This window comes from Marisediminitalea alba, assembly GCF_002993365.1.
Taxonomy (GTDB): domain Bacteria; phylum Pseudomonadota; class Gammaproteobacteria; order Enterobacterales; family Alteromonadaceae; genus Alteromonas; species Alteromonas alba.
In genome coordinates, this window is the sequence record NZ_PVNP01000207.1 from 55,300 (window position 1) to 70,533 (window position 15,234).

Annotated in this window: 11 protein-coding genes; 10 read left to right on the forward strand and 1 reads right to left on the reverse strand. The window is 51.3% G+C overall.

Annotated features, from left to right (window positions below; all coding sequences use genetic code 11):
- Positions 1 to 8 precede the first annotated feature (8 nt).
- From C6Y40_RS22465 to C6Y40_RS22505, 9 genes are all read left to right on the forward strand, one after another.
- Positions 9 to 1,607: a gamma-glutamyltransferase family protein gene (locus tag C6Y40_RS22465; RefSeq protein WP_105936628.1), complete on the forward strand. Its 1,599-nt coding sequence runs from the start codon at positions 9 to 11 to the stop codon at positions 1,605 to 1,607.
- On the forward strand, positions 1,607 to 2,425 hold the full coding sequence (locus C6Y40_RS22470; protein WP_105936629.1) for a sulfite exporter TauE/SafE family protein: 819 nt from the start codon (positions 1,607 to 1,609) through the stop codon (positions 2,423 to 2,425). Before C6Y40_RS22465 ends, C6Y40_RS22470 begins: the two co-directional genes overlap by 1 nt.
- 8 nt (positions 2,426 to 2,433) lie before the next feature.
- On the forward strand, positions 2,434 to 3,657 hold the full coding sequence (locus tag C6Y40_RS22475) for a pyridoxal-phosphate-dependent aminotransferase family protein (RefSeq protein ID WP_105936630.1): 1,224 nt from the start codon (positions 2,434 to 2,436) through the stop codon (positions 3,655 to 3,657).
- Positions 3,654 to 4,889 (forward strand): allantoate amidohydrolase, encoded by a 1,236-nt coding sequence (locus C6Y40_RS22480; protein WP_105936631.1) that lies wholly within the window; start codon positions 3,654 to 3,656, stop codon positions 4,887 to 4,889. Before C6Y40_RS22475 ends, C6Y40_RS22480 begins: the two co-directional genes overlap by 4 nt.
- A gap of 29 nt (positions 4,890 to 4,918) precedes the next feature.
- On the forward strand, positions 4,919 to 5,284 hold the full coding sequence (locus C6Y40_RS22485) for an AraC family ligand binding domain-containing protein (protein ID WP_105936632.1): 366 nt from the start codon (positions 4,919 to 4,921) through the stop codon (positions 5,282 to 5,284).
- 224 nt (positions 5,285 to 5,508) lie between these two features.
- The gene (locus C6Y40_RS22490) at positions 5,509 to 6,975 is read left to right on the forward strand and encodes an amidohydrolase family protein (RefSeq protein WP_105936633.1); all 1,467 of its coding nucleotides are present in this window, start codon (positions 5,509 to 5,511) and stop codon (positions 6,973 to 6,975) included.
- Between the two features lie 3 nt (positions 6,976 to 6,978).
- Entirely contained in the window at positions 6,979 to 8,370 is a 1,392-nt protein-coding gene (locus C6Y40_RS22495) for a uracil-xanthine permease family protein (protein WP_105936634.1), read from the forward strand.
- Positions 8,371 to 8,651: 281 nt separating this feature from the next.
- Positions 8,652 to 11,078, forward strand: a complete 2,427-nt coding sequence (locus C6Y40_RS22500) for a TonB-dependent siderophore receptor (protein ID WP_105936635.1) — start codon at positions 8,652 to 8,654, stop codon at positions 11,076 to 11,078.
- Between the two features lie 65 nt (positions 11,079 to 11,143).
- Positions 11,144 to 12,262, forward strand: coding sequence for a purine nucleoside permease (locus tag C6Y40_RS22505; protein WP_240622059.1), 1,119 nt, complete (start codon positions 11,144 to 11,146; stop codon positions 12,260 to 12,262).
- Between the two features lie 70 nt (positions 12,263 to 12,332).
- Here C6Y40_RS22505 and C6Y40_RS22510 read toward each other — a convergent pair whose 3' ends face one another.
- Positions 12,333 to 13,346 (reverse strand): adenosine deaminase, encoded by a 1,014-nt coding sequence (locus C6Y40_RS22510; protein ID WP_105936637.1) that lies wholly within the window; start codon positions 13,344 to 13,346, stop codon positions 12,333 to 12,335.
- A 250-nt stretch (positions 13,347 to 13,596) separates the two neighbouring features.
- Between C6Y40_RS22510 and C6Y40_RS22515 the strand changes: the two genes are divergently transcribed.
- The gene (locus C6Y40_RS22515; protein ID WP_105936638.1) at positions 13,597 to 14,925 is read left to right on the forward strand and encodes an NCS2 family permease; all 1,329 of its coding nucleotides are present in this window, start codon (positions 13,597 to 13,599) and stop codon (positions 14,923 to 14,925) included.
- Positions 14,926 to 15,234 lie beyond the last annotated feature (309 nt).

Consider the following 15,234-nt stretch of genomic DNA (forward strand, 5'->3'; position numbering starts at 1 on the left):
TAGAAAGCATGACAAAACAACAACACACTGCTTTTACCGCGCCACACTATGCTGCATCGACAGTCGGCAACGATATCCTGCAACGCGGCGGCACCGCCATTGAAGCCATGGTTGCCGCAGCGGCTTCCATTGCGGTGGAATACCCGCACATGAACGGCCTTGGTGGTGACGGTTTCTGGCTAATCAGTGAACCGGGCAAAGCGCCGGTAGCTATCGACGCCTGCGGCACCGCTGCTGGTCTGGCCGACAGCGATTTTTATCAGGGCCTCGATGCTATTCCCTCGCGTGGCGGCAAAGCGGCTTTAACCATGGCCGGTGCTGTGGCTGGCTGGCAAAAAGCGCTGGAGATCAGTGCCAACTGGCAATCTTCAATGCCGCTGCAGGACTTACTGGCCACCGCCATCAGTCAGGCTAACTGGGGCATCGAAGTAACTCAGAGTATGTCGGATGCCAGTTTCAAAACCTTCGATGAGTTAGCCGGTGACGAACATTTTGCGCAGTTTTTAATTAAAGGTAAGGCCCTTAAAAAAGGTAAAATTGTTAAACTCACCAAGCTTGCTAATACCTTACAGCGTCTGGCCGGCAACGGCCTGAACGATTTTTATCATGGCGATATCGCCCGCGAACTGGCGGCCGATCTTGAGGCTGCAGGCTCACCGATTCGTCTGAGCGATTTTAACCAGTACCAAGCCAAAGTCGTCACGCCGTTAAGTGTTTCAACCTCGAAAGGTAAACTTTACAACCTGCCAGCGCCTACACAGGGCATCGCCTCGCTAATTATTCTGGCCCTGTACGACCGCGTGGTCAGCCAGGGCAGCAGCGACGCCGATATGGTTCACCTGCTGATTGAATGTACCAAACAAGCCTTTATCAAGCGCAACGAATACCTTACCGATCCGGGCCGTTTAAGTGTTGAACTCGACAGTTTCCTGACCGATAAAGCGCTCGATGAAATGGCCACGGCCATTAAGTTGGACAAAGCCCTGCCCTGGCCGCAGGAAGCCAAATTGGGTGACACCATCTGGATGGGGGCCTGTGATAACGAAGGCCGCATGGTCAGCTATATCCAAAGCCTGTACTGGGAATATGGCAGCGGTGTGGTAAGCCCGCAAACCGGTATTGTGTGGAATAACCGTGGTACATCGTTCAGCCTTACGCCCGGCCACTTACAACAACTCAAGCCCGGTTTAAAACCGTTTCATACCTTAAACCCGGCCTTTGCTGAGCTTAATGATGGCCGCCGTATCAGCTACGGCACTATGGGCGGTGAAGGTCAGCCACAAACTCAGGCCGCTTTATTCAGCCGCTATGTATACCACAACCAGCCACTGGATAAAGCCATTGCCCTTGGCCGCTGGTTACTGGGTCGTACCTGGGGCGATCAGTCGCATAACCTCAAAGTGGAACGCGACCTTAACGAATACGTTGGCGAAGATCTACTGGCCCGCGGCCACGATATGGTGGTGGTTGATGCCTGTAACGAGCTCATGGGCCATGCCGGCGCAGTGGTATTGCACACAGATGACACCACCGAAGCGGCCACCGATCCGCGCAGCGATGGCAAAGCCTTCGCGCAAGCTTATACCGCAACAGGAGAAGTACAGTAATGGATGCATTCATGGAGTTACTGCCAACGATTCTGGCCCTGATGGCCACCGGCGTATTTGCCGGTATTCTGGCTGGCCTGCTCGGCGTGGGTGGCGGTATTGTTATTGTACCGGTACTGTACTTTTTGTTTCAGGCACTGGGCGTATCGGCCGACTCAGCCATGTTGATTGCCACGGCGACCTCACTGGCAACAATCATTCCTACGTCGGTTAGCTCAATCCGCGCGCACCGTAAAAAAGGCAACGTCGACAGCGAGCTGCTCAAACGCTGGGGCCCATTTATATTGCTGGGCGTGCTGCTTGGCAGCTACGCGGTAACCCAGGTGAACGGTGAAGTATTAACCCTGCTGTTTGGCGTTATTGCCAGCTTGTCTGCCATCAACATGTTTATTGGCAGCAAAAGCGCCTGGTTTAACGACCTGCCCGGTGCCCTTGGCCAGCGCATCATTGCCATTTGCATTGGCTTATTCAGCGCCATGGTCGGCATTGGTGGTGGTACCCTTACCGTTCCTACCCTGACCTTTTGTAATTATCCGGCGCACCGTGCAGTAGGCACCGCCGCTGCGGTTGGCCTGATAATCTCGCTGCCCGCAGCGATAACCATGCTGATTTTTGGTCAGGCGCCAGCCGATGCGCCCGATGGCACCATCGGTCTGGTTAACCTGATTGGCTTTGCCGCCATTGTCCCCCTTACTGTGTTATTCGCACCGGTTGGTGCTGGCCTGGCCAGCAAACTGGATGCCGCAAAGCTCAAGAAAGTGTTTGCCGTGGTACTGCTTATCACCGGCGTTAGAATGCTTGCTCAGAGCGTGCTCTAGGAGAAAAAATGAAACCCTTAACCATGCCACCCCGACTGCTGATGGGCCCAGGTCCGATAAACTGCTATCCGCGGGTGTTAACGGCCATGTCACAACAGCTGGTTGGCCAGTACGACCCGGCTATGACCAGTTGCATGAATGAAGTGATGGCGTTGTATCGTCAGGTCTTTGAGACCAACAATCACCACACCCTGTTAGTCGATGGTACTTCACGCGCGGGTATCGAAGCCGTGCTGGTGTCTGCACTGGAGCCCGGCGATAAGGTGCTGGTGCCCATTTTTGGCCGCTTTGGCCACCTGCTGTGTGAAATTGCCGAACGTGCCGGTGCCGAGGTACACAGTATTGAGGTGCCCTGGGGCGAAGTGTTTGAACCTGAGCAAATCGAAAAAGCCATCCGCGAAGTACAGCCTAAAATGCTGGCGGTAGTTCAGGGCGATACCTCCACCACCATGCTCCAGCCACTGGGGCACTTAGGTGAGATTTGCCGACGCTACGACGTGTTGTTCTACTCTGATGCCACGGCATCCATTGGCGGTAACCCGTTTAAAACCGACGAATGGCAGCTCGATGCGGTATCCGTTGGCCTGCAGAAATGTTTAGGCGGCCCCTCTGGTAGCGCACCGATTACCTTAAGCGATCGCTATGTAGAACTGGTGCGCAAGCGTCATCACGTTGAAGCCGGTATTCGCGAATCTGCCCACCAGTCAGGCTCGGGCAGTCGCATACGCTCCAACTACTTTGATATTCCCATGCTGCTTGATTACTGGGGTGAGGAGCGCCTTAATCACCACACCGAAGCCGCTTCTATGCTGTTTTGTGCACGGGAATGTGCCATTAATCTGATTGAGGAAGGCATTGATAACAGCATTGCCCGCCATAAACAGGCCGGCGATGCCATGCTGGCCGGTGTGCAGGCGCTGAACCTTGAGCCTTTTGGTAACCTCGCGCACAAAATGCATAACGTAGTGGGCGTGGAAATTCCTGATGGCGTGGATGGCGAGCAAATCCGCCAGCAACTGTTGCTGGATTTTAATATTGAAATTGGTACCAGCTTCGGTCCGCTGAAAGGCCGTATCTGGCGGATTGGCACCATGGGTTACAACGCGCGAAAAGATGCCGTACTGCACACCCTGCAGTCGCTGGAAACCGTGTTACGCCGCGCCGGGCACAAGCTGCCTGCTGGTGGTGGTGTTGACGCCGCGCTGGATAGCTTTTCGGGTTCATCACTATGATGGATTTTGCCAGCCTGGCCAACCAGGTGATGTTACGTTGCGATCAGCTCGGTGCGATTACGCAGTCGCCCGGCATCGTTGACCGTCGCTACCTTACCCCTCAGCATCGTCAGGCGAATGATGTAGTCGCACAATGGATGCGCGAGGCCGGAATGACAGTCTGGCAGGACGCCGCGGGTAATCAATGGGGCCGTTATCACAGCACCGACGCCAACGCGCGTTCACTGGTGCTTGGTAGTCACCTCGATACCGTGCCCAACGGTGGTAAATACGATGGTATGTTAGGTGTTATTGCACCGCTGGCGGTAGTGCACCATTGCTTCGAAAACGGCATCCGTTTTCCGTTTCACATTGATATTGTCGGCTTTGGCGATGAAGAAGGTACCCGGTTTGGCTCTACTCTGCTGGGCAGTCGCGCGTTAACCGGCCGCTGGAAAGAAGACTGGCAGTTACTGCGTGATGAAAACAAGGTGTCACTGCCTGAAGCGATGGCCGAATTTGGTCTGGCTTTCGATAAGGTTGGCGATGCCACGCTTAAGCCCGACAGCGTACTGGGCTATCTCGAAGTACATATCGAACAAGGGCCGGTGCTTGAAGACAAGAACCTGCCGGTAGGTTGGGTTACCGCGATTGCCGGCGCCAAACGCCTGAATGTGCAGTTAAACGGTATGGCCGGGCACGCGGGTACGGTCCCCATGGACATGCGCCAGGACGCCCTGGTTGCAGCAAGCGAAATGGTCCTGGCGGTAGAGTCTATTGCCAGCCAGTTTGGCATTGTGGCCACTGTCGGCCGACTCGAAACCAGGCCCGGAGCCGTAAACGTGATCCCCGGTCAGGTGAACTTCTCACTCGATATCCGCAGCGAGCACGACCATAAGCGGGACGCGGCATTGCAACTGATTGAAGAAGTGTTCCGCGACATTGCCCAGCGCCGTCATATAGATGTTAACTGGCAGCAAACCCACCATGCCGATGCCGTGCATTGCGACCCTTACCTCTCGCAAACCTTGTCCCAGGCTATTCAGCTAAGTGGTCATAATGCCGTTAGTTTACCCTCCGGGGCCGGGCATGATGCCATGGCCATGGATGCTATTTGCCCGGTAAGCATGCTGTTTGTGCGCTGCAAAGGTGGTATTAGTCACCATCCTGGTGAGTCAGTGACCAGTGCCGACGTTGCTGCCAGTTTACAGGTTATTTATCGATTTTTTGACGCATTTTCGCCTGACTTTTAGGCCATTTATCAAGTAGAAGGATGATACGCATGAAGATACCCAGAATTTATAATGATGCAGACGGCAAAAGCCATTTTGGTGAAGCCGAAATCCCGCTTAAAGATGGCGGCCCAATCGGCTTATTATCAGAGAAGATCCCTGCTGGTTCGATTATTTTTCGCGAAACACCCGCCGACTACGACTTTAAATGGCACCCTGCACCAGCACGCCAGTTACTGTTCATTTTAAAAGGCCGCGCTGAGTTTACCGTCTCCAATGGTGAGCGCCACGTGTACGGTGCCGGTGATGTGTTATTACTGGAAGATACCGAAGGCGAAGGCCATTGCAGCCGCGCCATGTACAATGAAGTCCGCCATTCGATTTTTGTTACCCTGCCCGACGGCTTCCCTTATTAATTAAACGCACAGAGTTCTCCGTATGGGGCTGGCTGCTCATGAGTCAGTCACGCCCCTCTCTGGTGCAGTGGCTTTTTAACGCCGCAAGCGCAAACTACACAGCGTAATTATAATCTTTAAAATACAGCAACTTAAATGTTGCCCCGTCATTCGGACCAAATGGTCAGATTATTGCTTCATCCGTAACGTCTTTTTTTACGTCTACAGTGAGCAATATGTGCAGTATGTTTTACCGGTGCAATAGTCGCCGTTCAGCCTCCCCTTTGTTTCGTTTTCTGTTTGCCGCCGCCCTGACGCTGACTTCGCTGTCGGTATTCAGTGCCGACATGAACACCTGGTTCCGGGAATTCAAGCAGAATGCCAGTGACCAGACCCTTTATAAATTGCTGTGGTCACTGCCCAAAGGCGGCGATTTGCACCATCACTTAAGTGGTGCCGGCTTTAGCGAATGGTGGTACGACATTGCCACCCGCCCGGAACAAAATGGGGGCTACCGTTACTACACTAAAACCCGTTTACTGCAATGCCGCGGCTACGGTACCAATGAGTACGGCCCCAATCCGCAGAACCTGTTATTCCGGACCATTCAGGCCTCCACCTATGCCGCGCTGAATGACTGTGAAAAACAGGAATACGAATTACTCAGTGAACTTGACGAAAATACTAAACTTGCCTGGTTCAACAGTATTCGCCTGGATAAAGCCCATGAAGGGCGCAATGAGTTTTTTGAGCGCCACTGGCAACGACTGAACGAACTCAACAACAACCCGCATATTGGCGCCCACATTCTGCTGAAAAATATGCAGGCATTCGCGGCAGAGGGGTTGCAATATCTTGAAACGCAGGTGAATGTGGATCGCAGCATTACTCCTGAGGGCGAGTTAATGTCGCCGGCAGCGTCGCTAAAGGTCTATACCGATATGCTGGCTTCAGAAGCCGCCAGAAAGACCGGCGTTACGGTGCGTTTTCAATACGCTTTACTGCGCTTTTTACCCCATGCAGAAAAGCACCTGCGCTGGATGTATGATTTTGTCGATCAGCACCGCGACCTCTATGTGGGCATAAATATGGTTGGCCGCGAGGATAACGACAAAGGTCATCCGTTGCGCTTTCTGCCGGTGTTACGGGAATTACGCCGCCAGTATCCGGCGATTAATCTGGCCATTCACGCCGGTGAAGTTGATGAACCTAATCAGCATGTAAAAGACACCCTGCTGCTTGGTGCCCAGCGCATCGGCCACGGCCTGAACACCATTACCGATCCGGACACCCTGTTGTTGATGCGCCATGGCCCTTACCTGATTGAAATAAACCTGATCAGTAACCGCCTGCTCGACTACACTGAAGATTATGCCAGCCATCCGTTTCCGGAGTATTTGCGCACCAATATACCAGTGGCGCTGACTACTGACGATCGCGGCATGTGGGACAGCACTCTTACCGATGAGTACTACGTAGCCGTTAAAGAATTTAATTTATCCTGGCAGGAACTCACCGGTCTTGCCCGCCAGTCCCTTCAGCACAGTTTTTTAGCCGAAGACGATAAACAAACCGCACTAAACACTTATGAACAGCGTTTGCGCCAGTTTGCAGGAGCCCTTGCCGGTGACGGCGTTTCGTCATTACCGCAAGCCGCCCCTAAACGGCGTTTTATCTGCGACTACCAACCCACTTTGTGTCATCAAGGATAGCGAATGTCACAGCATCACATACTTTACGCACTGGAAGATAAACCAAGTTTTATGGTTAGCCTGACGGCGGCAGTGCAACACGTTCTGGCCAGCTTTATTGGCGTGGTAACCCCTACGCTGATCATCGCATCAGCGCTGGGTTTACAGGCTGAGGTGCCCTACCTGGTCAGTATGGCACTGCTGGTTACCGGTATCGGAACCTTTATCCAGACCCGGGGATTTGGCCCGGTAGGCAGTGGTCTGGTGGCAATTCAGGGCACCAGCTTTGCCTTTATCAGTGCCTTGCTGATGGTCGGAACGACGATTAAGGCCCGGGGAGGGACGAACGACGATATTCTCGCCATGATGTTTGGCGTCTGTTTCTGGGGCGCATTTGTTGAAATTATTCTGAGCCAGTTTATTACCCAGCTCAAACGCGTCATCACCCCTATTACCACCGGGGTTGTGATCATTGCCATTGGTATTTCGCTGATAAAGGTCGGCATGACAGACCTGGCGGGCGGTTTTAACAGCGATGATTTTGGCAGCGTGGAAAATTTAAACCTGGGACTGACAGTACTGCTGGTGATTATTTTCTTTAATGCCCATCGAAACCGCTGGTTAAGATTATCCGCCATTTTTATCGGTATGAGCCTGGGTACACTTATCGCCTTTTTTGCCGGCATGACCGATTTCACGGCGCTGACATCGCTACCGGTTTTCAGCTTTCCGCAACCCTTTAAATACGGCTTTAATTTTGACTGGACACTGTTTTTACCTATTGCGTTAATTTACTTTTTTACAGCTATTGAAACGGCCGGTGATCTCACCGCCAACAGTTTATTTTGTCAGTTACCGATCCGCGGCGATAAATACCTCAAACGGATCCGCGCCGGTATCCTCGGTGATGGCTTTAATTCATTGATGGCGGCCATCTTTTGTACTTTTCCCAACACCACCTTCGGGCAAAATAACGGCGTTATTCAAATGACAGGAATTGCCAGTCGTAAAGTGGGCTACTTTGTGGCGGCAGTATTTGTGGTTCTTGGCGTATTTCCCTTTATCGGTGCAGTCCTTCAGGCAATTCCAAAACCTGTGCTGGGCGGCGCCACACTGGTGATGTTTGCCATGGTCGCGGTGGGCGGCGTTAAGATCCTGACCAGCGAGCCACTGACTCAGCGCAACAGCCTGATTACGGCGTGTTCGCTTGGCATGGGGCTGGGCGTGATGATGGTCGGAGACGTGCTTGCTCAGCTGCCACCCTGGCTTGGCAACATATTTGTATCTCCGGTTACCACCGCAGGGTTAACCGCAATTGTTCTTACCGTAGTGTTACCGGGCAGTAAAGTAGCCGACACCAGCACTGAGAGTTTGCAAACCGACGATTCACAACCACGGCCATGTACTGAGAAATGAACAGCAGGCCCGATCCCGATCGGGCTTTAGCTTTACATGGTGCAATGTTCAGATAATACTCCCTGAAATGGTGCAACGCGCTGAACAAACTTTCATCGTTAACAATTAAGTAACGAAAAGGCCTTAACGAGCTATATTTTTATCTATATATATCAATGAATTAAAAACAAAATTAACCCTGACCACATGGACAGGATTTTGGCACTAAACCTGCAATGTGCAAGTCTGCATAGCTATATCTCACTTAAATTTACAAAAATTCCGAGAACATGAGGAACACCATGAAAACGACCAAATTTAGTGTGGCGCCGATTGCGCTGGCCGTCACCAGCAGTCTGATGCTATCAACTGCTGCCTTTGCGCAGGAAGAGCCATCTGATGCTGAAATCGAAAAAATTGAAGTAAAAGGCTCACTGGGCAGCTTACCTGGCCAGGACGTCGAAGCAGTTTTCGGTTTTGGTAAGTCAATTCTGGAAACCCCTCGTTCTGCATCAACCATCTCTGATGAGCAGATGGAACGTTTTAACGTATCCGACATTGACGAACTGGTCGCTTTCGCTCCGGGTACATTTACCCAGTCATTCTTTGGTGTAGCCGGTTCCCTGGATATTCGTGGTAACCCCGGTGAAGCTTATTTCCGTGGCATGAAGCGTCTGGACAACCCGGGTAACTACCCTACGCCAATTGGTGCATCAAGCCGTATCGACATCGTACGTGGTCCGGCATCGCCTATTTATGGTCCGTCAAAAATTGGTGGTTACCTGAACTTTAACCCTAAATCCGCCCGTGCCTCTTCAGGTCAGTACCTGGATGCACCTACCGGCGCGTTATCTTATACCCACGGTACCTGGGATAAGAGCATTATCACCGCTGAAGTGGGCGGTCCTGGCAGCATTGGCGGCAAGGAAATGGGTTACTACGTTTACGGTGAGGTTGAAAACTCAGGTTCTTACTACGACAACACCGATACCGATCAGTCAATCATTCAGGCTTCATTTAACATCGACCTGACCGATAACCTGCGCGTTGAATTTGGTGGTATGTACCACAACTATCAGGGTAACCAGGTAGCGGGCTGGAACCGTCTGACTCAGGAACTGGTTGACAACGGCACCTATATTACCGGTACTGCTCAACCGCTTGATACCAACGGTGACGGCTCTATCTCGCACGAAGAGTACGGCGCAGTTAACCTGGCCGGTGCAGGCTTCTTCTACGTACCAGCTGCGTCATTTACTGATGACGATGCGCTGCCACTGATGAACCTGGAAAACGTAGGCACTACTACGCTGAAAGGTAATCAGACGCTGGTTGCACCGGATGACCAGTTAGGCAACAAAGCCACTACCCTTTACTTTGATGTGATTTACTACGCTGGCGACTGGGAAATCAAAAACCAGTTATTCTATGATGCCTACGATAACATCAACGAAAATGCTTACGGTTTCTCACAGTTCCACGATAGCTGGGTTGTTGAGGACAAAGTGGTATTCTCTACCGAAGTGGAAACCGGTTCGCTTTACGCACAGTTCCAGGTTTCACCGTCAATCCGTTACACCGACTTCTTACACGGCGACGACTTTACTTATGAGTACTTCAACCGCCGTGACCTGACTATGCCTTCAAGCGCACTGGATCGTCGTTTACTGTCTACCCGCTCTGGCATGAACTACGACAACTATGACCAGGGTGATTACCTGGATCTGGGTTTTGCAGCCATGACTGACTTAACCTGGGATTGGGGTCTGAACATCGTGTTAGGTGCTCGCTACGACACCATCGACATCGAGACTACGTCTCGCCAGGATCTGCTGTTACCAGGCGCACGTGAAGACGCTGCTGTTACAACACCCATTACGCTGGATGAAACCGTTGATGGTGTATCCTGGAACGCCAGTATCTCCTACACCACACCAATTGGTCTGATCCCCTATATCACTATGGCTGAGCAGGCTACACTGGTTGCTGGTCAGGGTGCTGAAATCAACATCGGTCAGTTAGGCAACGCTGATGGCAGTGGTGCATTCGATACCTCTGAGCTGCTTGAATACGGTGTGAAAGGTTCATTCCTGGATGAGTCGCTGTACTTTGCGCTGTCAATCTTCGAGCAGGAGCGTACCGACTACAATACACAAAACACTGTTACCAATAACACCACCAACAACGAAGGTCTGGAATTTGAACTGCGTTGGGTAGTGAACGAAAACCTGGTACTGTCTGCCGGTTACTCTAACGTTGAAGTTGTTAACCTCACAGCCCTTGAAAACGGTACTCAGTTTGGTTTCTTAGGTGCCGAAGATCTGGTTAACCTGAGCGATCCATCACTGGTATTCGGTGGTAACGTTATCGGTCTTAACCTGGTTGGTCCGGGTACTAACAACCCGAAAGGCCTGAAAGCCGGTATGCCGGAAAACATCTACACGCTGACTGGTACCTATGACTTCCAGAATGGTTATGCGGCCAGCCTGAGTGTTATCGATGTTGACTCGGTTTCTTCAGGTTTCTCTGGTGCGGTTACACTGCCTGCTTACACCCTGGTTAACGCAGGTCTGTCTTATCAGGACGAAAACTTCGGGGTTAACCTGACAGTGAAAAACCTGACCGACGAAACCTATTTCCGCGCGAACTTCCCGGACTTATTCGGTAGCCAGATTGTGTTACCTGAACTGCCACGTCACTTCAACGTGAAGTTCTCTTATAAGTTCTAAGCAATACTTTGTTCTACAATAACGGCATGCCTCGGCATGCCGTTTTTTTACCTCCTGGAGAAACCATGCGTTATTTATTATTGAGTTTGCTGAGTTGTCTGGCATTGAGCGCCTGTCAGCCGGGCACGGATGCTCCCGTACAAACCACTACCGCAGAAGCGGTAAAAACACAGGCTGAAAGCGCCGAAAAACTGCAAGTAAAAGCCGTTGTCGTTGCCATGTTTGAAATTGGCGAAGACGAAGGTGATCGCCCCGGCGAATTTCAGTTCTGGAAAGAGCGCTACGGCCTGACTGAAAAGTATCCCTTCCCTCACGGCTTCCATGACCTTTATTACAACCCTGAAAAAGGCGTACTGGGCATGGTCACCGGTATGGGGATTGCCCGCGCCTCATCGGCGTTTACCGCGCTGGGACTGGACCCGCGCTTTGATTTAACCAAAGCCTACTGGCTGATTGCAGGTATTGCCGGCATCGACCCGCAGGATGGCTCTATTGGCTCTGCGGTATGGACGGATTACCTGGTCGACGGCGACCTGGCGCATCAGATCGATGCCCGTGAAATCCCGGAAGACTGGTCGACCGGTTACTTCCCACTCTTTGCTAACGAACCTTATCCAGAGCAGGAAGGTGAAGTCGTTGCCCGTAACGGTGAAGTTTTTCAGCTGAATACCATGCTGGTAGACTGGGCATTCAACCTCACCAAAGATATCGAGTTAATGGATACTGATGCCATGCTGGCTTTACGCAGCAAGTACACCGAAATGCCGGCAGCTCAGTTACCTCCGAAGGTTTTACGCGGCGACCACCTGTCTGCTTCGACCTTCTGGCACGGCAAACTGTTTAACGACTGGGCAAACGACTGGACGGCATTCTGGACTAACGGCAAGGGCAACTTTATGACCTCAGGCATGGAAGACACCGGCAGCTATCAGGCACTGACCTATCTGGATAACGCCGGTCTTGCCGACAAAAAACGCGTAATGGTGTTACGTACCGCCAGTAACTTTACCATGCAGCCGACGGGTATGACTGCTGCCGAAAACCTCGCGTCGGAAAGCTCTGGCGCTGGCTATGCGGGGATGCTGCCGTCGCTGGAAGCCGCTTATAAAGTCGGTAGTACCGTGATTGATGAAATTGTCCTTAACTGGGACAAGTATCAGGATACCCTGCCTGGTCAGCAGTAATTCTGCAGAACCTGTAGCGAATACAAAAAAGGGGTCTTCTGGCCCCTTCTTGTTATCCGCAATAAAAAACTTAAGCCGCTTTGGCCACCAGGTTATCAATACATCGCAGCCACTTATTCTTTTCCTCAGCCGGCAAAAATGAACCAATAAAACTGTTTTTAACCAGTTGAACCAACGCCGTTTCATTCATCGCCAGATGGGTCATTAACGCTTTATAGTTGTCGTTCAGGTAGCCGCCAAAATAACTCGGATCATCAGAGTTAACCGTAACACACAGCCCCTGTTCGAGCAGATCGAGAATATTGTGTTGCGCCATATTATCAAATACACACAACTTAATATTACTTTGCGGACACACCGTTAGCGCCATGCCGCTGTCGCGTAAACGCTTGATAAGTTGTTCGTCTTCTTCGGCTCTGACACCGTGATCGACGCGGTCTATTTTAAGCAGATCCAGAGCTTGCCAGATGTAATCCGGCGGCCCTTCTTCACCGGCATGGGCAACACATTTGAAACCCAACGCACGGGCGGCGGTAAACACCTTCACGAACTTTTCCGGCGGATTACCCTGCTCCGAACTATCGAGCCCCACCGCCTTAATGACCGGGTAATACTCACGGGCCTTATTTAGGGTTTCAATGGCGGCTGCCTCACTGAGGTGACGCAGAAACGACATAATAAGGTATACGCTAATGCCCCACTGTTTTTTTGCTTCATCAATGGCGCGCTGGAAACCTGGCATAAAGACATCAAATCCGACGCCCCTCTCGGTATGGGTTTGCGGATCAAACATGATTTCGGTGTGCACAATGTTATCGGCATGACAATGCTGCAAATAACTGCGCATTAGCTGGTAAAAGTCTTCTTCGTCGCGCAGCACATCTGCCCCCTGATAATACAGATCCAGGAAACTCTGTAGACTGTCAAACTGATAGGCTGCTTTAATGGCCTCTACGGAATCATAAGGCAAAGCCACCCCGTGTTTCTCGGCCAGTGCCCACATCAGCTCTGGCTCCAGTGTACCTTCGATATGCAGGTGCAATTCGGTTTTTGGCAACTGCTCAATTAAATGAATAAGTTTCATCGCGTAACGGGCTCCCTCGCGCACTGTTGTCAGGCAAATTCACCATTTAGGTGCATCTTTGAATGGCTCCATGCCAAAATAGCCTGCATCAAACTGATTTATAGTAAGATTGGTCTGTTCGGTACCAACCGTTTATTGTGATATATAAAAGTCTAGCAGATACCAGACCAACTCTTTGACTAAATGGTCAGTTTTTTGCTTGCACTAAGCCAACACACTCAACAATTACAAACCATAAAAGAGATTCACTATGTCATCATCGCTGATAGAGCGGCTTTTCAAACTTGAGGCCCACGGCACCACCATTAAAACCGAGGTGATCGCCGGCCTGACCACGTTTGCAGCAATGTCTTATATTCTGGTGGTTAACCCGGGCATTCTGGGCTTAAGCGGCATGCCGGCTACCGGTTTAATAACGGTTACGGCACTGGCCGCCTGTTTGGGCACCATGCTAATGGCGTTTATGACCAACTACCCGATTGCACTGGCACCGGGTATGGGCCTTAACGCCTTTTTTGCTTTTACCATTTGTATGACCCGGGAAATCCCCTGGGAAGCCGCCCTGGGCATCGTATTCTGGAACGGTGTGTTGTTCTTATTATTAACCCTTACAGGGGTGCGAACCTTAATTGCCGAAGCCATTCCTGCGTCTCTTAAAATAGGCGTGCAATGCGGTATTGGCTTATTTATCGCGTTTATCGGCCTCAAAAATGCTGGTTTGATCGTGTCTAACCAGGCAACCTTTGTGACCATTGGTGACTTATCCAACCCCGCGGTGATGCTTGCCCTCGCCGGGATTCTGCTTACTGTAATTCTGGTGAAGAAAAACGTTACCGGCGGTATTCTGCTGTCGATTATTCTGCTCACTTTGATGGGATTTATTATTCCTACTGAAGACGGCATGCTAACGCCTACACCAGAGGCTATTGTGGGCATGCCTGAGCCTATCAGTGACACCTGGTTTGCCATGGATATTATGTATCCGCTGGAGCATTTCGCTGAAACCTGGGATCTGATATTTGCCCTGATGTTCGTCAACATGTTCGATACTATCGGCACCCTGATTGGCGTATCGCGCCGGGCAAACCTGCTCAATGAAGAAGACAAACTGCCTAAAATTGGCGCTGCGATGACCGCTGATGCGTCTGCCAGTGTGGTCGGTGCGGCTTTAGGTACCTCACCGGTAACCAGTTACGTGGAATCAGCAGCCGGCGCTTCGGCCGGTGGCCGAACCGGCCTTACCGCTATTGTAGTGGGTATCTGCTTTCTGCTGGCACTATTTTTAACACCTCTGATGAAAATCATTCCGCTGATGGCCACCACACCGGCACTGGTGATGGTGGGTATCTTAATGATGGAATCGATTCGTCATCTTGAGTTCGATGATCTTGGCGCTACAGCTACAGCAGTCGTTGCCCTAATGGCTATGCCACTCACCTTTAGTATCAGTGAAGGGATAGCGCTGGGTTTCATCACCTATGTGGGTGTAAAGCTGGGTACTGGTAAGCACAAGGAAATCAGCTTTATTACTTATCTGTTGGCACTGGTGTTTATTCTGCGCTACGCCTTCGGCCTTTAAAGTATGAGATACACCAGGTAACAAAATAGACTATTGCATCCCGTCATACCGGAAGCTGCCCTGGCAGCTATCCGGTATCTCCTGAAAAGGTTTACTCAGTCAACAAGAGTGATATCAATATCTTCGGTAATCTCCACATCCTGTCGGGGTGCCGACTGCACCCAAAGGGGAGATGGCTCCCCTTTGCTCTTCACAACAGCTTTTTTCCAGTTCTTTAATCGCGAAGGTGCATACTGTCACCGGGCAGGTATGACAGTTTTTTCAGCCGGTGCGACGAAAAAGACACCGTCATGCCGGAAGCTGCCCTGG